Source organism: Pseudolabrys sp. Root1462, assembly GCF_001426945.1.
Classification (GTDB): domain Bacteria; phylum Pseudomonadota; class Alphaproteobacteria; order Rhizobiales; family Xanthobacteraceae; genus Pseudolabrys.
In genome coordinates this window covers 3,167,667-3,185,867 of sequence record NZ_LMFS01000001.1, presented here as the reverse complement: position 1 = coordinate 3,185,867, position 18,201 = coordinate 3,167,667, and the positions used below count along the sequence as shown (strand labels likewise).

The window sequence follows — 18,201 nt, the reverse complement described above, 5'->3', positions numbered from 1 at the left end:
CAACTGCGCCATTCTGGAAGTCGGCGGAGCCGCGGAAGTCGACCTTGTGGTTCTCGACCGTGTCCCATTGCACGAACCGTCGGTAGCGCTGCGGCTTTTTGACCGAGCGCTCGAGCCGCATCGCCTCACAGCCTAGCCGCGCTTGAACGGCGCCGCATGCGCGGCCACACTCGTGTCCGTCGAACGGAGGAGGCCGCCATGCTGGCTCTGCGCCCGAACTGCGAATGCTGCGACAAGGATCTGCCGCCGGAAGCGACGGACGCCATGATCTGCACCTTCGAGTGCACGTTCTGCCACGATTGCGTCGAGACGCGGCTGCACGGCGTCTGCCCGAACTGCGGCGGCAATCTCGAGCGCCGTCCGGTGCGTCCGGCCGGCAAGCTCGCGAAATATCCGCCGCAGCAGGAGCGGGTGTTCAAGCCGCAGGGTTGCGGACAGGCGGCCTAGAACCCCTTCACCGCTTCCTGGGTGTGCTCCACCTCCGGCGGCGCGGCGAAGCAATGGCCGACCAGCTTGCGCCACTCCTGGAAATCGGGCGAGCCGCGGAAATCGACGGTGTGGTTCTCCAACGTCGCCCATTTCACGAAGAGGCGATAGCGCGACGGCTTCTCGACCGAGCGCTCGAGCCGCATCGCTTCGCAGCCTTTGGCGCGCTTGAACACCGGCGCGGCCTTGCCGACGCCGGCCTCGAACTCGGCCTCCATGCCGGGCTTGATCTCGATCTGGGCGATTTCAGTGACTGACATTCCATGTCCTCGTTCGTGATTCTTACTTCATGAGCCCGAAGGTGCGCGGCAGCCAGGCATAGGATTCCGGCACATAGGTGACGAAGAACAGCACCACCAGCATGCAGGCGAGGAGAGGCAGCAGCGGGGGCAGCAGCTTCTCCATGGATATCCTGCCGACTTTCAGCGCCACGAACAATGCCGTGCCGACCGGCGGTGTGGTCAGTCCGAAGGACAGGTTGATGACCATGATCAGGCCGAGATGGATGAGGTCGATGCCGAATTTGGCGGCCAGCGGCATCAGCATCGGCACCAGCATGATCAGCGCCGGCGTCATGTCGATGAACATGCCGACAACCAGCAGGAACAGGTTGAGCAGCAGCAGGAACGCCCACTTGGTCTGGATCAGGTTGAAGAAATTGTCCGCCAGCAGGGTCGGCAGATTCTCGTAGGTGAGAATCCACGAGAACACCGAGCAGGTGGCGATCAGCAGCATCACCACGGCGTTGGTCAGGCAGCATTCCCACATGATCTCGGGCAGTTCCGAAATCTTGATTTCCTTGTAAACGAACACCGTCAGGATCAGCGCATAGACCGAAGCGGCGGCACCGGCTTCGGTCGCCGTGAACACGCCGGAGATGATGCCGCCGAGGATGATCACCATTGTGAACACGCCGGCGGCGCCGTCGATGACGCGGATGATCTTCTGGCGCAGCGGAATGACCGGCAATTCCTTGCGGTGATACAGCTTGCCGTGGACGAAGGACGCGGCCATCAGCGACACGCCGATCAGCACGCCGGGGACAACGCCGGCCAGAAACAATGCGGCGATCGAGACGTTGCCGGCGACATGGGCGAACACGATCATGCCGATCGACGGCGGGATGATCGGGCCCATGGTTGCGGCCATCAGCACGATGGCGGTGGCAAAGCGGCGGGAATAGCCGTCCTTCTCCATCGCCGGGATCATCATGGCGCCGATCGAGGACACTTCGGCGACCGCAGAGCCGGTAACGCCGCCGAAGAACATCGACGCTACGACAACGATCTGGGCCAGGCTGCCGGGCAGCCAGCCGACCAGCACTTCGGCCATCATGACGAGGCGACGGGCGATGCCGCCCTTCGCCATCAGCACACCGGCGAACACGAAGAAGATCACCGCCAGCAGCGGGAAGGTATTAATCGCAGTGAGCATCCGCTGAACGATGGTGGCGTTGTCGACACCGGGCAGCAGGAAAGTCCCGATCACCGACGAGACACCGACCGCGAACGAGATCGGCAGGCCGATGAGAGTCAGCATCAGGAAGGCGAGGCCGAGGATGATGAGGGTCATCGCTCCTGCTCCATGCCCACGGTTTCGACCGAGGAGCCGGCGAGCGCGCCCGCATCCTCGCTGCGCCATTCATCGATCATGATCTTGACCGTGAACAGCATGATCAGGAAACCCGAGATCGGCATCGCCGGGTAATACCAATAGTTCGTATAGGGGATCGTCTCCATCAGGTCGGAGCCGAAATCCTGCACGAAGACGATGCCGTAGCGGAAGATCACCCAACCGAAACCGAAGATGAGAAGGCTGAGGAAAATGCCAAGCGCTTTGCGCGGGCCCTTCGGCAGCGCGTAGAACAGCACGTCGAAGCCGACATGCTCGCGGCGCAGCACGCAACTGGCCGCTGCAAGGAACGAGATCCAGATCAGGAGATAGCGCGGCACTTCCTCGGTCCACGACACCGCCTGGCCGAAGCCGTAGCGGAACACGACCGCGGCGATGATGATCAGGAACAAAGCCATGGCCAGCACGATGCAGACCATTCGCACCAGCGCGGCGACGAGCACGATGAAGCGATCGAACAGGTGATAGAAAGTATCCACGGATCCCCCCGAACAAGAAGGGGCGGCGGGTGTCCGCCGCCCCTTGCGATGATGGCCGTCAGGCGACCTTCAGAATTTCTTCTGACTGTCGATGATGAAGGCGACGGTCTTCTCGACGCCGAGGCGCTTGGCTTCTTCCTGCACCATCGGGCCGACCGCCTTGACGAAGGGCGCCTTGTCCACGGTGTTGATGCCCTTGAATTTGCCCTTGAGCTCGGCGAGGTCCTTGACTTCCGAGACGTGCCAGGCGCCGCGCATATAGGCCTGGGCGCGCGCGCCGGCCTCGACCACGGCCTTCTGCTGGTCGGGGTTGAGCTGGCTCCACAACTTCATCGACATGACCATGACGTCCGGAATGCGCATGTGTTCGTCGAGCGTGTAGTATTTCGACACTTCGTAGAATTTCTTGGCGACGACGGACGGGTGGTTGTTCTCGGCGCCGTCGACCACGCCGGTCTGCAGCGCGGTGTAGAGTTCGGACCACGCCACCGGCACGCCGGTCGCGCCCAGCGCCTTCATGGTGTTGACCATCACGGGCGAGGCCATGACGCGGATCTTGGCGCCCTTGAGGTCGTCGGGCGTCTTCACTTCCTTGTCGGTGAAGAAGTTGCGCGCGCCGGAGTCGAGATAGCCGAGCAGCTTGATGCCTTTGGCTTCCAGAGGCTTGGCCAGTTCGGCGGCTTCCGGCTGCGCCAGGAACCACCAGAAATGGTCGGCATTCTTGAACAGGAACGGCAACGAATACATGTCCATCGCCGGCACGACCTGGTTCAGGTTCGACGCCGAAACCGTGGTGAAGCCGATGGTGCCGTTGCGGATGCTCTGCACGTTGGCGACGGCGTCGCCGAGCTGGGTGTTGTGATAGACTTCGATCTTGATCGCGCCTTTGGTGAGAAGGCCGACTTCCTGCGCGAAATATTCTTCGGTGTAGCTGGCGGGGTGATCGTTCGGCTGGATGCCGGAGTATTTGGTGACGATTTGTTGCGCGTGCGCGGCCGTGGTCGCGAACACAGCCGCTGCTGCCAGGATGCAAAGCCTGTTCATATTCTCCTCCCTGTATGACGTATGACGACTTGTTATTGCAGGCAGCGTAGTGGCGCTGGCCGCGGCTTGTCAAACCGAATGGGGAGAAGTACGCCGCGACAAGGCGACGTTGGTGCGCTTACAAAGCGCGCATTTTCCGCAGCGCCCAAAAGCTTATCGCACCTGCAGCAAATGCGACGAGCAGGGCCATCCATGTGCCGCCATCGGTGTTCTGAAACGGCATGTCCTTGGTGTTCATGCCGAAGAAGCCGGTGACCAGCGTCGGCGGCAGCAGGCAGGCGGTCAGGATCGACAGCGTGAACAGCCGCTTGTTGGTGATGGCGCTGACCTTGGCTGCGGCTTCGTCGAGCAGCAGGCGGGAGCGCTCGTAGATCGAGCCGATCTCGTGGTCGATGGCCTCGAGCTTGTGCGCCAGCGCGCCGACAGCCTCGGCAGCCTGTTTATTGTGCGCGGCGAGCCGCGGCTCGAGCCGGGCGAACATGGCCTTGAGCTGGGCCAGTTGCCGGTGGACCCGGGCGGCCTGCAGGCGCACCTTGCCGACGCGGCGCTGCTCGTCGGCCGGCTCGTCCCGCATGACGTTTTCCTCGATGACGTCGAGTTCGCCGCCAAGCGCCTCGCCCATCTGCGCGATGGCGTCGGCGAAATGATCGATGATGGCGTCGAGGAACGACACAACGCTGGGAAAGCGCTTGCCGCTTTCGATGGCGCGACGGACGTGTTCGACCGAATGGACCGGGTGCTGGCGCGCCGTGATCATCATGCGGTCGGTCATGACGAAACGCAGCCGGACCAGATCTTCGCCGGTCTCGACAAAGTCCTGCTGCAGGTCCGGCACGACGCCGACGATCTCATCGCCGAGTACGTCGAGGCGCAGATGCTTTTCCGGCGAGGCCAATACTTCGCGCGCCAATTCCGAGATCGGTGCGTGCTGCGCGATCCAGCCGCGACAGCGATTGTCGGCCAGCGCCAGATGCACCCAGATCCAGGTGTCGCCCGGCGCGCGCAACGACTCATCGACCTTGTCATTGGCGATGCGCTCGGCCGTGCCGTCGGCGGCGAAGCGAAACGCCCAGACGATGCCGGTTGCCGGATGTCCGTTGGCGAGGTCGATGGCATGGGTTCGAGCGGAGGCGGGCATTGACGGATTCCGCGAGGGCCGGATCACTCACGTCCGGATCGCGGCCATCCTCACGCGGCTCATGTGACAGTGCGATGACAGCCCGCGGCGGTTTGTCGCGCCGATTGGCCGGCCTTGTCGCGCAGGCAGGCCGGGCACAAACAGTCGCCCGCCGCTTCGCCGTCGGGCATCGGCAGGCGATAGGGTTCGGCCGCGCACCAGCACGCGGCGTCGCCGCTGCAGGTGAAAGCAGCGCCGCACTGCGCGCAGGTCAGGGAGCGCGGCGCGGGCGTTGCCATCACTGCGGCTCGCCGGTGCCGATATAGCCGCCGATCTTCCAGGTGCCGCCCTGCTTCACGTAGCAGAGCTGATCGTTGCCGAACGGCGCCAGAGAATCGACGGTGACGTAGCCGGGCTTGCCGTTCGGCATCAGCACGCGGAGATAGGCAGGATTGCCGGCGCTTTCTTCGGGCATCACGCGCACGAAAGTGAGACCGAGCTTGCCGACGACCGGCGCGCTCGCTTGCGCCGTGGCGTGAACCTCGATGCCGGGCGACACCGGATAGCCCCACTCCGAGACGTCGGTCTGCGTGTCCTTGAGCAATGCATCGAAGGCCTTGGCATCGAAGCGAGGGGCGGCCGGCGCGCAGACCGCGTTGGTGCGGGTTTGCGACGGCGCGGCGCTCGGGTCGTCGGCAAAGGCGGCGAGGATGTCCCAGCCGACGGCGTCCTTGCTGGTGAGTCCCAGTGCGGCCGCCAGGACGTCGAGACCCGGTTTGCCCTTGCCGGCATCGCCGCTTTCGCGATCCCAGAAAAAGCCCTGCGCCACCGTCAGCGGCGCCAGCGCGGCGCGATCGCGGCCCTTAACCGCCTCGCCGATCTTGCCGCGCAGCGCCTCCAGATCGGCGTCTTTCATCTCGGCCGGCGGCGAGACAAGCACCGGTTTGTACGGCTTGGCCGGGGCGAGCGACGGTTGCTGCTGCGCGTGAGCCGCCCCGGCAGACGCGACGCTCATAGCGAGACTGGCGGCGAGCAGGATGCGGCGGAGCGACATGGCGATTCCCGAAATGGACCGGTGTGTGCAGACTAACATGGCTGTGGCCGCTCGAGGGGCCGCAAAGCCCGGGCGCTGACGAGAGCCATGATTACGGCGAATATATGCGGCGGGATGCAACCGGGAACCGATCCGGGCGTTGCGTCTGGCCGTCCGGTCATGCCAATCCTGCGGCGGCGACTCCCCCGCAAAAGAGACATCCATGCCGCCCCTTTCATCGTATCTGATGCCGATCGGGCTTCTGATCGGCTCCAACATCTTCATGACCACCGCCTGGTATTGGCATCTGCGCTTCAAGGAAGTGCCGATCCTGCAGGTCATCGCCATCAGTTGGGGGCTGGCGCTGATCGAGTACTGCCTCGCCGTGCCAGCCAACCGCATCGGCAGCGCTGTCTATAATCCGGCGCAGCTCAAGACCATCCAGGAAGTGATCACGCTGGTGATCTTCGCGGCGTTCTCGACGCTCTATTTGAAAGAGGCGTTCACCTGGAGCCAGGGCATCGGTTTTGCCTTCATCGCTCTCGGCGCGTTCTTCGTGTTTCACAAGTTTTAGAGCGGCCGACGTCGACCAGCGGCTACTTTCCCGGGCTCACCCGCAGGATCCGGCCGGCGTCGTTATCGGTGAGCAGATAGAGCGCGCCGTCAGGGCCCTGACGGACGTCGCGGATGCGCTCGCCGAGATCCTGCAGCAAACGCTCTTCCTTCACCGGCATGCCGTCCTTCATCTCGAGGCGCGACAGCAATTCGAATTTGAGCGCGCCGTTGAACAGGCTGCCTTTCCACTGCGGGAACAGATCGGCGGTGTAGAAGGCCATGCCGGAGGGCGCGATCGAGGGCGTCCAATGCCACAACGGATCGACGATGCCTTCGGCTTTCTGTTTGCCGGTGCCGACGATGCTGCCGTCGTAGTTGACGCCGGAACTCACCACCGGCCAGCCGTAGTTCTTGCCCGGCTCGATGATGTTGACCTCGTCGCCGCCCATTGGGCCGTGCTCCTGCTCCCACAATTTGCCGTCGGCGGGGTTGAAGGCGAGGCCTTCTGCATTGCGCAGGCCATAGGCCCAGATCTCGGGCAGTGCGCCGTTGCGGCCGGCAAACGGATTGCCGGGCGCGGCGCCGCCGTCCGGCTTGATGCGCACGATCTTGCCAATGGTGTTGTCGAGTTTCTGCACCAGCTCCTTGGCGCCGAAATGATCGCCGAGCGTGACGAAGAGATTGCCGTCGGGCGCCTGCGCGATCCGGCAAGCGACATTGGCGCGGCCGGCCGGACCCTGCTGACGAAAGATCGTCCGAACGTCCTCGAGTTTGAGCGCTTCGACGTCGAGACGCGCGCGCGTCACCGCGACATTGTTGTCGGCGGCGGCGTTGAAGCAAAAATAGATGGTGTTGTTCTGCGCAAAGTCCTTGTCGAGCGCGATGTCGAGCAGGCCCGCCTGACCGCCACTGTGTACGCCAGGCACATTGCCGAGCGGCTTCGAGAGCTGGCCGTCGCGCGTCACGATGCGGATGCGGCCGGGCCGTTCGGTCACCAGCATGCGGCCGTCGGGCAGAAACGCCAGCGCCCAGGGATGGCTGAGGCCCCGCGCTACGGTCTCGACCTTGAGCGGGCCGGCGGACGAGGGAAACGTCTGGGCCTGCGCCGACAGCGGCGCACCCAGCAGGGCGGGGACCAGGAAGAGGAGAGCGGTGCGTGGGTTCATGCGCGCAGCATGAGCGTCGCGGCGCGCCGATGCACCGCACATGATCGTGACGGGACTAGTGGCGATGGCGGCGCGGGCCGGGCATCAGGGCGGCGAAGCCGCCGATGGCGATGAAGGCAAGACCCAGCACCAGCGCGATGGCGAACAGCCCGCCGTCATTATCGATCACGCCATCCACGACGCTGGCGCGGGCCATGCCCACCGATACGACGGTGGCCGCGATCAGGGTGGCGACCGAAAGGCCAATGATCGCGGCCAGTTCGGCCACGACAATACGCCGCGATTCGACGCCGGACCCGTGGGGGCTGACCGGGCCGCGGAAACCTGCGGAATGTTCAATCTTGCTCATGACGAAACCACTGATGCCGTTGGCCGAGATTTCGGTAGCCTCGATTCTCTAACGTTGGAACCCGGCGTCGGTTCGGCCCGAATGTGGCGAAGCGGTTCGGGAACCGGGGCGCTTTCGTGGCGAATATGGTTAACGGATGGTTACCGGGGGGTCGGCCGCAAGCGTCTTCACCCGGCTCGCTCACCCGGGTTGCCGGACTTCCTTGGCGCCATCGCGCGCGGTGTCCGTCGAACAGCGCGCACGTTGAGCCCGTGGCGCTGGCCGCAGCATGCGGCATTCGACTTTAGAATGAGCGCGTCGCGCACGATTTTAGAATGAGCGCATCGCGTGCGATCGAGATTTTAGAATGAGTGCATTGCTTGCGATTGATTTGAAGATGCGATCATTGCCATGACATTGCGTGATACGTGGCGCGCTTGAGCACTCACATCACGCTTCGCCGGTTACACCGTTGATCCTGTCGATCATTGCATGGCTGACATTCATGTCGTCGTGCGCAGGTACGCTTCGTGCTCGACAAGCGCGAACGGTTGATCGATGCGCATCGCGCGCACAATGATTCGCCGTTCAAAAACCCAAGGTAATTCGACGCTTTTGTTGAAGTGTGCGAATGCAGTTCGGTCTTCGTCGGCTTATTCCCTCACGCAGCTCGCACGTGACTGTGATTGTCATCGCATGGATCGTTCATCGCCGACCTCTTGTCGAACGCAACGTGACGTCTACATGACGTCATGTCTTGCCAAGAGGAGTTACCAACATGATCAAGACCAACACCAAGATTGCTCTCGCCGCCGCGTTGCTTGCAGCCGGCTTCACCACCTCGGCTTTTGCCAGCGATGCGTCCGAAGTCCTTCATCAGGAAGTCTCCGCGCCCGTCGTCCAGCAGCAGACGGTGCGTGGCGTGACCGGCTCCGAAGCCTACGCCTTCGCGCCCGCCGCTCGTGTGAACGTCTCGGCTGACGAGCAGCGCGAGTTCGATCGCGCCACTGCCGCCGCGCTCTCGCAGTAAGCGATAGCGCGTAACCATCGGCTGCCCGGAAGCCATCCCCCTCAGGCTTTCGGGCGGCCGGTGCCTTTTCTGCACCCCCGTTACTTTTCAGAAAATCAGTCAGTGCAGCGTGGCGCGATTGCGCTGCCGCCGTGTCATTCGGCGGCGATCGTCTGCGGCTGCCAATCCATCGCCACGTAGTCGGGCTGCGATTCGACGCGGCTGAGCCACTGGCGCACGGCGGTATAGGGCGTCAGATCGAAATCGCCGAGCTGGGCGACATGCGTATAGGCATAGAGCGCGATGTCGGCGATGGTGAACCGGCCGGTGACGAAGAAGTCGTGCTTCGACAGATGCGTGTCCATCACGCGCAGCGCCCGGCTGCCGTTCTCCATCCAGTCGTCGAGCGAATGCTCCTGAAGATCGCGGCCGCCCTTGACCAGCGATAGCCAGAAATAAGCGGTGCCGATATTCGGCTCGAGGCTGTTCTGCTCGAAGAACATCCATTGCAGCGCTTCGGCGCGCGCGATCGGATCTTCCGGCGCCAGTTCGGTGCCGCGTGCGACATACCAGAGGATGGCGTTCGATTCGGCGAGATAGCGATCGGGCGCGACTTCGAGCAGCGGCACGCGGCCGTTCGGATTCTTGGCGAGGAATTCGGGAGTGCGGCTTTCGCCCTGGAGAATGTCGACTTCAACCAGCGTGTAGGGCGCCTTGAGCACCGCGAGCGCCAGGCGGACCTTGTAGCTGTTGCCTGAGCGCTGCATCGAGTAGAGCGTGTACATATCGAAACGTCCCGTCAGATTCCTCGCCAAAATGTCCCCGTCGCGTGCGTCGGCGATATGCCGGGAAAGTCCGGCAAATCGAAGGCCGGCGGGCGACAGATTTCCGAGTACGTTTTCTATTCGCGGCGCTTCACGAACTTTATCCGCTGTTCGGGCTTTCGTTACGGAAAAAATATTCCGAACGCCCCGGATCGCTGCCCGTCGAGTTACAGTCTCGAACGATTGTAATCGCCGGCGGCGCAAACGCTAGCGAAAGGGCACCGTGGCCGGCGTCGCCTGGCGAGGCTCGTCGGTGGCGGCGAAGGGCGCCGCGTGGCGCGCCGTCAGCCAGCGCGCGAAGCCGTGCGCGGCGAGAGCCACCGCGCCGCCGGACAGCATGTCGACGAGGTAATGCGAGCCCTCGATCGGGATCGATGCCATCATCAGCGCGTTGAGCGGGATCATGAACCACCGCAACGTCCGGATCGGCCACAGTGCGGCGGTAACGGTGATGGCCAGCGCCGTGTGCAGGCTCGGGAAGGTAATGACGCCGTCCGCGCCCGCGGCCATCAGCGTGCGCACGGTGCCATCGCGCAGGCCTGCCATCAGCGGCCAGGCCCCGGCGCTGGCCGGCGGTACCAGGCCATCTTTGCCGACCAGATGGTGAACCACCCACGGGCCCTGCGCCGGCCACGGCGTCGACAGCGCGATCACCGCCAGCGTCATCACCATGAAGGAGATGACGAAGGCACGCAGTTCGGCGATACGCCCGGTCAGCGCCAGGACCAGCACGACCATCAGGACCTGCAGCATCAGGGTCGAATAAATGATGCGCAGGCCGAAGGCTGTCTCTGGGTGCGCCTTGAGCCAGTCGAGCACGGCGAACCAGTCGAAACCGAGTGCCTTGTCGGCGAATTCGAGCCAGCGATCGATATTCGGAAATTGCGCGCAGCTCGCCGCCAGATAGGACAGTGGCGCCGCAACCGCGGCAAAAGCTATGACTTGCGCGGTGGTGCCGAGCGCGCCCGCCAGTCGCACGTCTTCGCGGTACCGGCTGTAGTAGTGCTGTCCGGTCAGCAGGCCCAAGGCCCCGCAGAGCGGCGCCAGGAAAGAGTGCCATGCCACCGCGAAGCCGGCCAACGGCGCCCCGGCAAGGTCGAGCGCGGCGACCCCGGCGATCAGGCTCCAGATGATGCGGTCGATCCGGCGCAATCCCGCCGCATCTGCCTTCATGTCGATCCCCGTGCGAAAACGTCCGACGGCTCCCCTGAGCGGTTATCAGCTTGCGGTTGCCCGGCCGTTAATCGCACCCGCGCAATCGATGGGATCGTGCCTGCGCGCCGGTCGAGCGGACCGATGCAGGGGATCGATCCGAGCCATCGATTTTCTTCACCGTTCAGGCGGTCAGAACCCCTTGCTCCCCTGCGCGCCGCGCACTACCACAGGGCCGCCAAACAGGGCCCCGGCGCCGCGCCGGGGCGATTTTCCGGAGAAATTCGATGGCCTTCCTCGCCGACAGCCTCAAGCGCATCAAGCCGTCGCCCACCATCGCGGTGACCGACAAAGCGCGCGCGCTGAAAGCGGCGGGCCGTAACGTCATCGGCCTGGGCGCGGGCGAGCCGGATTTCGACACGCCGGACAACATCAAGGAAGCGGCGATCAAGGCGATCCGCGAGGGCCGCGCCTCGAAGTACACCAATGTCGACGGCATCCCGGAGCTGAAGGCGGCGGTCGCCGCCAAGTTCAAGCGCGAGAACGGACTCGACTACAAGCCGTCGCAGATCACGGTCGGCACCGGCGGCAAGCAGGTGCTGTACAACGCATTCATGGCGACGCTGAATCCGGGCGATGAAGTCATCATCCCGGCGCCGTACTGGGTCAGTTATCCTGACATGGTGATGTTGGCCGGCGGCACGCCGGTCGAGGTTGTGTGCTCGATGGAGTCGGGCTTCAAGATCACGGCGGCGCAGCTCGAGAAAGCGATCACGCCAAAGACCAAGTGGTTTCTGCTCAACTCGCCGTCGAACCCGACCGGCGGCGCGTACACGCAGGCCGAACTCAAGGCGCTGACCGACGTGCTCGTTCGTCATCCGCATGTCTACGTGATGACCGACGACATGTACGAACATCTCGTCTACGACGACTTCAAGTTCACCACGCCGGCGCAGGTCGAGCCGAAGCTCTACGAGCGGACGCTGACCATCAACGGCACGTCGAAGGCCTACTGCATGACCGGCTGGCGCATCGGCTACGCCGGCGGTCCCGAGCCGCTGATCAAGGCGATGGCGATGTTGCAGTCGCAGTCGACGTCGAACCCGGCGGCGGTGTCGCAGTGGGCGGCGGTCGAGGCGCTGAACGGTCCGCAGGACTTCATCGCCAAGCACAACGTCATCTTCAAGGAGCGCCGCGATCTCGTGGTGTCGATGCTCAACCAGGCGAACGGCATCAAGTGCCCGACGCCGGAAGGCGCGTTCTACGTCTATCCGTCCTGCGCCGGCACCATCGGCAAGACGACGGCGTCGGGCAAGAAACTCGCGACCGACGAGGACTTCGTCACCGAGCTTCTCGAAGCCGAGGGCGTCGCGGTGGTACAGGGTTCGGCCTTCGGCCTCGGCCCGGCGTTCCGCATCTCCTACGCCACAAAGACCTCGGACCTCGAGGATGCCTGCCAGCGCATCCAGCGGTTCTGCGGTAATCTGAAGTAACGGGCCCGCCGCAGCGCGGGCCGCCCTGCGTCAAATGATAAGCCGGCACGCTTCCGAGCGTGCCGGCTTTTTAATTTTGGCGATCATGGGAACTATGCGGGTGGCGCCCCGTTGCCGGGGACAACGAATGAGTCCGCAGGAGATACAAGCGATGACCGATCTCGCCACCAAGACCTCGAATATCAAGGACGACGTCGGCAACGAATTCAATAAAGGCGCGGCTCGGATCGCGAGCAGCGCGAATGAAGCGACCGGCGATCTGTCCAAGGACATGGCCAAGCTGAAGGACGACATGGCTTCGATCCAGCAAACGCTGGCGAAACTGGCGTCAAACGCCGGCAACGAAGCCGTCCGGACCGCTCAGAGCATCGGTTCGACCGTCGCGGATCAGGTTTCGGATCTGGCGAGCCAGGCCGCCACATCGGCACAGGCCCAGGCCAAGACGTTCGCCTCGGAGCTCGAAGGCATGGCGCGTCGCAATCCGCTCGGAACTATCGGCGGCACGTTGTTCGTCGGTATCGTGATCGGCATGTTGTCCCGAGGGCGCGGCTGATGTGGAGCGCGGTGCGATCGGCCATTGATATGGGTCTTCAGGGTCAAGCCTCGCGTCTAATTCAGGATCAAACGTCGCGGCTGATGCTGAAGGCCGAAGCCTTCAAGGATCGCACCCTTGAGGATGCCCGCGGCCATGCCGTGAGCGCCGGCGTCACTGTGGCGCTGGTGCTGTTCGGTCTGCTGTTTGCGGCGGTGGCGGTCGGGATTGGGCTCGTGGCGTTGTACTACGCGGTGGCGCTCACCCACGGCCCCTTCGCCGGATTTGCAGCGGCGGGCGGCGCGGCGCTGGTCATCTCACTTGTTATATTCACGGCGCTGGCCGTTCGCGCCAACCGCACCACGCAGCCCAGCCTCGGAGCCAAGCTCGGTCGCGCCGCTAAAGACGACTGGCGGCGCACACAGAGCGCTGCCGGCTCTACGGCCGGTCGGACGCAGGCGGATACGCTCGCGCTCGGCAAGCAGGCGGTGGATACGGCCACCGGCATCGTCCGCGATGGTTCGCGTGAGGCCGTGCTGGCGACGCTCGCCGCGACTGTCGTCATCGGCATGCTGGTCGGTCGGCGGCGCTAGGGCCGTCGACGCCGCTGACGCGAATCAGATGCGTCTTGGCTAAGGTGCGGCATGTTCTTCCGCACTGCTGCCCTTTTCCTCCTTATTTATTCCACCACAGCCGTTCCGGCCTCCGCGCAGGAGCGGGTGACGGTTGCGACCATGCGCAGCGTCGCCAACGGCGCCTTGTTTGTTGCGGCCGCACGCGGCTATTTCAAAGCCGAAGGCATCGACCTCGACATGACCGCCTATGCCTCGGATGCCGAGGTCGCGAAGGCGATGACGTCCGGCGCGGCCGAGATCGGCTTCGCCGCTTGGAGCGTCGAGACCGTAAAGCTGGCGAGCCAGGGTGCGTTCAAGGCCGTGGCCGGCCAGATCCGCGAGAAGAACGGCTTTGAAGGCAACGAGATCGTCATCTCGACGGCGGCTTATGACCGGGGCATCCGCAAGCTCGAACAGGTCCGCAACGGCGTCGTCTTCGTCGATCAGGTCGGTACGTCGCTGCATTACCAGTTCATGCAGGCGGCGAAGGCCAAGGGTGGCAATGACAGGGATTTCGCCGTGCGGTTTGCCGGTTCGCCGGCGGCCGCCGCGCGAGCCGTCGCCGAAGGTCAAGCCGATATCGCCGTGCTGCCGATGACCCAAGCGCGCAATCTGCTCTCGGTCAGCCAGGCCAGGCTGATGGCGTGGTGCTCGCAAATGGCGGAGCCGGAGCTGGGCGCGGTATTCGCGTCGGCGAAGATGCTCGGCGCGCGGCGCGGGTTCGCCGAAAAATTTCTGCGAGCCTATCGCCGCGGCGTGGCTGATTTCCACGATGCCTTCTTGCGTCTGGACAAATATGCCAAGCGCGTTTCCAACCTGCAGTCGCGACAGGCCGCCAAGATCCTTGCTCATTACATTCATCCGCATGCCGCCCTTGAAGAGGCGGCGGCCGTCCTCGAGAGCGAGGTCTATTACATGGACCGACAGGCACGCCTCGATACCGCCGAATTGGGCCAGCGCATCGCGTGGTATCAGGCGCAGGAACTGATCGACAGAAACGTCACCGCCCAGGGCGTCGTCGATCTGAACTTCAAATAATTTCCGGACATCTGCTCCGCGATTTTGCAATGCAAACCGGCAATCGTGACTTGCCAGTGCCGCCTTCGCCTGAGACGATCAGGGTACGGGCCGGGTAACGTTGGTCCAGCTCCCGGCCAGGGAGGTTGCCATGCAGCAGGCTACGCAACAGAAAGGCACGAGTTCTCCGCTGATAAGTTCCAGGGGCCCCCGCACCATCGCGCTGGTGGGCCCATTCCAGAGCGGCAAGACCACGCTGCTTGAGGCGATTCTGGCGCGCACAGGCGTTATCGCGCGGCAAGGCTCCGTCGATGCCGGCACCACGGTCGGCGACGCCTCCAAGGAAGCGCGCCATCACAAGATGAGCGTCGAGGCGACCTTCGCCACCACCGAGTTCATGGGCGACAGCTACACGTTCATCGACTGTCCCGGCTCGATCGAATTCATTCATGACATGCGCTCGGTGCTGCCCGCGGTCGATGCCGCCGTCGTCGTCTGCGAGGCGGACGAGAAGAAGGTGCCGCAGCTTCAACTCATCCTGCGCGAGCTCGAAGACCAGAACATCCCGCACTTCCTGTTTCTCAACAAAATCGACAAGGCCGACAAGCGCGTCCGCGAAACCATCAAACTGCTGCAACCGGCCTCGCGCGTTCCGCTGTTGCTGCGACAGATCCCGATCTGGAACGGCGACATCGTCTCCGGGTTCGTCGACCTCGCGCTCGAGCGCGCGCATGTCTATCGCGAGTACGCCGCCTCCGAGGTCATCGAACTGACCGGCGAGAACAAGGATCGCGAGAAGGAAGCGCGCTTCACGATGCTGGAGACGCTCGCCGACCATGACGACGAACTGCTCGAGCAACTGCTCGGCGACATGGAGCCGCCGCGCGACCGGGTGTTCGACGATCTGGCGAAGGAATTGCGCGAGCGCGTGGTGTGTCCGGTCCTGTTCGGCGTGGCGACGCGGTCGAACGGCGTGCTGCGTCTCCTGAAAGCGTTGCGGCACGAGGCGCCGGGCGTGAAGGAGACCGCCGAACGATTGGGCATTCAGCCGGGGTATGACGCAGTCGCCCTGGTGCTCAAGACTTTCCACACCGGCCACGGCGGCAAGATGTCGATGGTCCGCCTGCTGACTGGCGAGGCGGGCGACGGCACGACTTTCATGACCGCGGATGGCGAAGTCGGCCGGGTGTCCGGCGTCTTCACGGCGATGGGGCAGACGTTCGGCAAGCGCGGTCCCGCAAAGGCGGGCGACACGGTCGCTTTCGGCAAACTCGAACTGGCCAAGACCGGCGATACTTTATCCTCGGGGCGGCAGGCGCGCCGCGCGATCGCCACCGCGCGGCCTTATCCGCCCGTGCTCTCGATGGCCGTCCAGGCCAAGGAACGCAAGGACGACGTCAAGCTCGGCGTCGCCTTCAGCAAGCTGACGGAAGAAGATCCGTCGCTGACGGTCATTCACAACACCGAGAATCATGAAGTGGTGATGTGGGGCCAGGGCGAGATGCATCTGCGCGTCGCCACCGAGCGGTTGGCCGACCGCTACGGCGTGCCGGTGCTGACGCATCGGCCGAAGGTCGGCTATCGCGAGACCATCCGCAAATCGATCACGTTGCGCGGCCGGCACAAGAAGCAGTCTGGCGGCCATGGCCAGTTCGGCGACGTCGTGCTGGAGATCAAGCCGTTGCCGCGCGAGGGCGGCTTCAAGTTCAACGACATGATCACCGGCGGCGTGGTGCCGCGCAATTACATTCCGGCAGTCGAGGAGGGCGTGAAGGACGCGCTCAATCACGGGCCGCTCGGCTTCCCGGTGGTCGATGTCGAAGTGTCGCTGATCGACGGTTCGTATCACACCGTCGATTCCTCCGACATGGCGTTCCGCACCGCCGGCCGCATCGCGGTGGTCGAAGGTTTGCCGCAGTGCCAGCCTGTGCTGCTCGAGCCGATCGATATGGTCGAGATCGTCTGCCCCAACGATGCGACGGCGCGCATCAACGCCATCCTGTCCGGCCGGCGTGGTCATATCCTCGGCTTCGACACGCGCGAGGGCTGGGACGGTTGGGATACGGTGCGGGCGCTGATGGCCGAGGCCGAGATCGGCGATCTGATCGTCGAGGTGCGCTCGGCAACCGCGGGCGTCGGCTCCTTCAGCTTCAAGTTCGATCACATGGCCGAACTGACCGGCCGCCAGGCCGATCAGATCGTCGCCGCGCGGCGGGCCGCGGAGTAGCGCCGTTCGCTCACTCCACTTTCTCGAGGCGGACGCGCGCGAAGCTGATCATGGCGGATGTCGCTGCCAGAGCGCCGGCGATAACGAGCGCGATGGTCGGCGCGCGCTCGACCGGTACTGTCTGGAAGATGATCGCCATGACGATGGCGCCCAGGGACTGTCCGAGCAGGCGCGCCGTGCCTTGTGTGGCGCCGGCCGCGCCGGCGCGCGCTTTCGGCGCGGATAGCAGGAGCGTGCGGTTGTTCGGTGTCTGGAAAAGACCAAAGCCGCTTCCGGCGATGACCGCGCCGATCAGGAAGGCGGTGCCTTTGGGATCGGGCGGTGACAAGCCGGCAATGAGAACGCCGATCGAGAGCAGCATGCCGCCGAAGGCGCAAAGCCATGCCGTCCGGACGCGTTCGGCGAGTCGGCCGGCGATCGGCGCGACGATGGTGGTCGCGACCGGCCATGGCATCATGTAGAGGCCGATCTGCGCCGGCGGCATGCTGAGCTCGTAGTGCAGATAAAACGGCAGCGCGATGTAACTGAGCATCTGCGCCACGAAGCACGTCGTCGATGCGGTGAGGGCGACTCGGAAAGCGGGCGCCGCCAGCAAGTCGGTCGGGATGAGCGGCGTTGGATTGTTGCGCTCGAGCCGGAGCGAGGTGACGAGACCGACGACCGATCCGGCGATCATGAGCGCGCCGGTCGCCGGGTCCGTAGCGACGCGATCCGCGCCGGAAAAGAACAGGATGAACATGGCAGTGTTGGCGATGAGCACGGCCGGATGCAGGGGGCGCTTGACGCCGGGCGTGTGAGCGAGCGCGCCGCCGGAGATCAACGCGTACAGGCCGAGTGGGATATTGATGGCAAACAGCCAGTGCCACGTCGCCACCGACAGGATCGCGCCGGCGACGGCCGGGCCGGCGGCGGCGGAGATGGCAACGGTCATGGCATTGATGCCGATGATGGTGCCCAGCCGCCGGTGCGGCACGGCGAAACGCAAGTTCATGCTGCTGAGCGCCATCAGCGCGCCGCCGCCAAGGCCCTGAGCGAAGCGTCCCATCACGAGGGCCGGAAGGTTGGGCGCGAACGCACATACGACAGAAGCTGCCGTGAAGATGAAGATGCCGATCAGGTAGACGCGCCGCGGGCCGAACATCTCGCCCAGCGCGCCGCAGGGCAGCAGGGCGATGAGCACCGCGATCTGGTAGCTCGACACCACCCAGACCGTGCTGCTCGGATCGGCGCCGAACGAGGCGGCGATCGACGGCAGCGCCACATTGGCAATGGCGCCGTCAAGCACCACCAGCACCAGGGTGAGCAGGAGCACGCTGATGGCGAGGTAGCGGCGGGGAACGGGCAGGCCGTCGGGGGCAGGGGTGGACAGAGGCTCGGGCATGGCGGCTTTCAATTCAAAACGAATGTCACAATGGATAAGCCCGAGACCGAACTTGCGCCATATGCAACAGATTCAACAATTCGTTGCGACAAACGCCTCACGTGCTAAAAAT

At 64.2% G+C, this 18,201-nt stretch carries 19 protein-coding genes; 8 read left to right on the top strand and 11 right to left on the bottom strand.

Annotation, left to right across the window (positions count from 1 at the left end; genetic code table 11):
* Window positions 1-198 precede the first annotated feature (198 nt).
* On the top strand, window positions 199-447 hold the full coding sequence (locus ASD45_RS15420) for a DUF1272 domain-containing protein (protein WP_056912289.1): 249 nt from the start codon (window positions 199-201) through the stop codon (window positions 445-447).
* On the opposite strand, the gene ASD45_RS15415 is transcribed toward ASD45_RS15420, so the two are convergent.
* The 6 genes from ASD45_RS15415 to ASD45_RS15385 form a co-directional block, all read right to left on the bottom strand.
* Entirely contained in the window at window positions 444-746 is a 303-nt protein-coding gene (locus ASD45_RS15415; protein WP_056912288.1) for an antibiotic biosynthesis monooxygenase family protein, read from the bottom strand. The genes ASD45_RS15420 and ASD45_RS15415 overlap by 4 nt on opposite strands.
* Before the next feature lie 22 nt (window positions 747-768).
* On the bottom strand, window positions 769-2,058 hold the full coding sequence (locus ASD45_RS15410) for a TRAP transporter large permease (protein ID WP_056912287.1): 1,290 nt from the start codon (window positions 2,056-2,058) through the stop codon (window positions 769-771).
* The gene (locus ASD45_RS15405; protein ID WP_056912286.1) at window positions 2,055-2,597 is read right to left on the bottom strand and encodes a TRAP transporter small permease; all 543 of its coding nucleotides are present in this window, start codon (window positions 2,595-2,597) and stop codon (window positions 2,055-2,057) included. The genes ASD45_RS15410 and ASD45_RS15405 overlap by 4 nt, the downstream gene beginning before the upstream one ends.
* Window positions 2,598-2,666: 69 nt before the next feature.
* A complete protein-coding gene (locus ASD45_RS15400; RefSeq protein WP_082540868.1) occupies window positions 2,667-3,641 on the bottom strand; it encodes a TRAP transporter substrate-binding protein in 975 nt (324 codons plus the stop codon).
* Between the two features lie 118 nt (window positions 3,642-3,759).
* A complete protein-coding gene (locus tag ASD45_RS15395) occupies window positions 3,760-4,779 on the bottom strand; it encodes a CorA family divalent cation transporter (RefSeq protein ID WP_056912284.1) in 1,020 nt (339 codons plus the stop codon).
* Window positions 4,780-5,056: 277 nt separating this feature from the next.
* Window positions 5,057-5,812: a hypothetical protein gene (locus tag ASD45_RS15385; RefSeq protein WP_056912282.1), complete on the bottom strand. Its 756-nt coding sequence runs from the start codon at window positions 5,810-5,812 to the stop codon at window positions 5,057-5,059.
* Between the two features lie 202 nt (window positions 5,813-6,014).
* On the opposite strand from ASD45_RS15385, the gene ASD45_RS15380 reads away from it, so the two are divergent.
* Entirely contained in the window at window positions 6,015-6,365 is a 351-nt protein-coding gene (locus ASD45_RS15380; RefSeq protein WP_056912281.1) for a DMT family protein, read from the top strand.
* Between the two features lie 22 nt (window positions 6,366-6,387).
* On the opposite strand, the gene ASD45_RS15375 is transcribed toward ASD45_RS15380, so the two are convergent.
* Both ASD45_RS15375 and ASD45_RS15370 read right to left on the bottom strand, forming a co-directional pair.
* Window positions 6,388-7,512, bottom strand: a complete 1,125-nt coding sequence (locus ASD45_RS15375; protein WP_082540984.1) for a PQQ-dependent sugar dehydrogenase — start codon at window positions 7,510-7,512, stop codon at window positions 6,388-6,390.
* 55 nt (window positions 7,513-7,567) lie between these two features.
* Window positions 7,568-7,861: a hypothetical protein gene (locus tag ASD45_RS15370; protein WP_056912279.1), complete on the bottom strand. Its 294-nt coding sequence runs from the start codon at window positions 7,859-7,861 to the stop codon at window positions 7,568-7,570.
* A gap of 757 nt (window positions 7,862-8,618) precedes the next feature.
* On the opposite strand from ASD45_RS15370, the gene ASD45_RS15365 reads away from it, so the two are divergent.
* Window positions 8,619-8,870 (top strand): hypothetical protein, encoded by a 252-nt coding sequence (locus tag ASD45_RS15365; RefSeq protein WP_056912278.1) that lies wholly within the window; start codon window positions 8,619-8,621, stop codon window positions 8,868-8,870.
* A gap of 134 nt (window positions 8,871-9,004) precedes the next feature.
* Here ASD45_RS15365 and ASD45_RS15360 read toward each other — a convergent pair whose 3' ends face one another.
* Together ASD45_RS15360 and ASD45_RS15355 are read right to left on the bottom strand one after the other, a co-directional pair.
* On the bottom strand, window positions 9,005-9,634 hold the full coding sequence (locus ASD45_RS15360; RefSeq protein ID WP_056912277.1) for a glutathione S-transferase family protein: 630 nt from the start codon (window positions 9,632-9,634) through the stop codon (window positions 9,005-9,007).
* A 246-nt stretch (window positions 9,635-9,880) separates the two neighbouring features.
* Window positions 9,881-10,846 (bottom strand): phosphatase PAP2 family protein, encoded by a 966-nt coding sequence (locus tag ASD45_RS15355; RefSeq protein WP_056912276.1) that lies wholly within the window; start codon window positions 10,844-10,846, stop codon window positions 9,881-9,883.
* A 266-nt stretch (window positions 10,847-11,112) separates the two neighbouring features.
* On the opposite strand from ASD45_RS15355, the gene ASD45_RS15350 reads away from it, so the two are divergent.
* The 5 genes from ASD45_RS15350 (at window position 11,113) to ASD45_RS15330 (ending at window position 16,708) form a co-directional block, all read left to right on the top strand.
* The gene (locus ASD45_RS15350) at window positions 11,113-12,318 is read left to right on the top strand and encodes a pyridoxal phosphate-dependent aminotransferase (RefSeq protein WP_056912275.1); all 1,206 of its coding nucleotides are present in this window, start codon (window positions 11,113-11,115) and stop codon (window positions 12,316-12,318) included.
* Window positions 12,319-12,469: 151 nt separating this feature from the next.
* Complete coding sequence (locus ASD45_RS15345; protein WP_056912274.1) at window positions 12,470-12,871, top strand: DUF883 family protein; 402 nt, start codon at window positions 12,470-12,472, stop codon at window positions 12,869-12,871.
* A gap of 83 nt (window positions 12,872-12,954) precedes the next feature.
* Window positions 12,955-13,443, top strand: coding sequence for a hypothetical protein (locus ASD45_RS15340; protein ID WP_156380879.1), 489 nt, complete (start codon window positions 12,955-12,957; stop codon window positions 13,441-13,443).
* A gap of 126 nt (window positions 13,444-13,569) precedes the next feature.
* Complete coding sequence (locus ASD45_RS15335; RefSeq protein ID WP_210168895.1) at window positions 13,570-14,502, top strand: ABC transporter substrate-binding protein; 933 nt, start codon at window positions 13,570-13,572, stop codon at window positions 14,500-14,502.
* A 130-nt stretch (window positions 14,503-14,632) separates the two neighbouring features.
* On the top strand, window positions 14,633-16,708 hold the full coding sequence (locus tag ASD45_RS15330; RefSeq protein ID WP_056912271.1) for an elongation factor G: 2,076 nt from the start codon (window positions 14,633-14,635) through the stop codon (window positions 16,706-16,708).
* Between the two features lie 10 nt (window positions 16,709-16,718).
* On the opposite strand, the gene ASD45_RS15325 is transcribed toward ASD45_RS15330, so the two are convergent.
* Window positions 16,719-18,020 carry an MFS transporter gene (locus tag ASD45_RS15325; protein WP_056912812.1) on the bottom strand — a complete coding sequence of 434 codons (1,302 nt, stop codon included), beginning with the start codon at window positions 18,018-18,020 and terminating at the stop codon, window positions 16,719-16,721.
* Window positions 18,021-18,201: the final 181 nt, after the last annotated feature.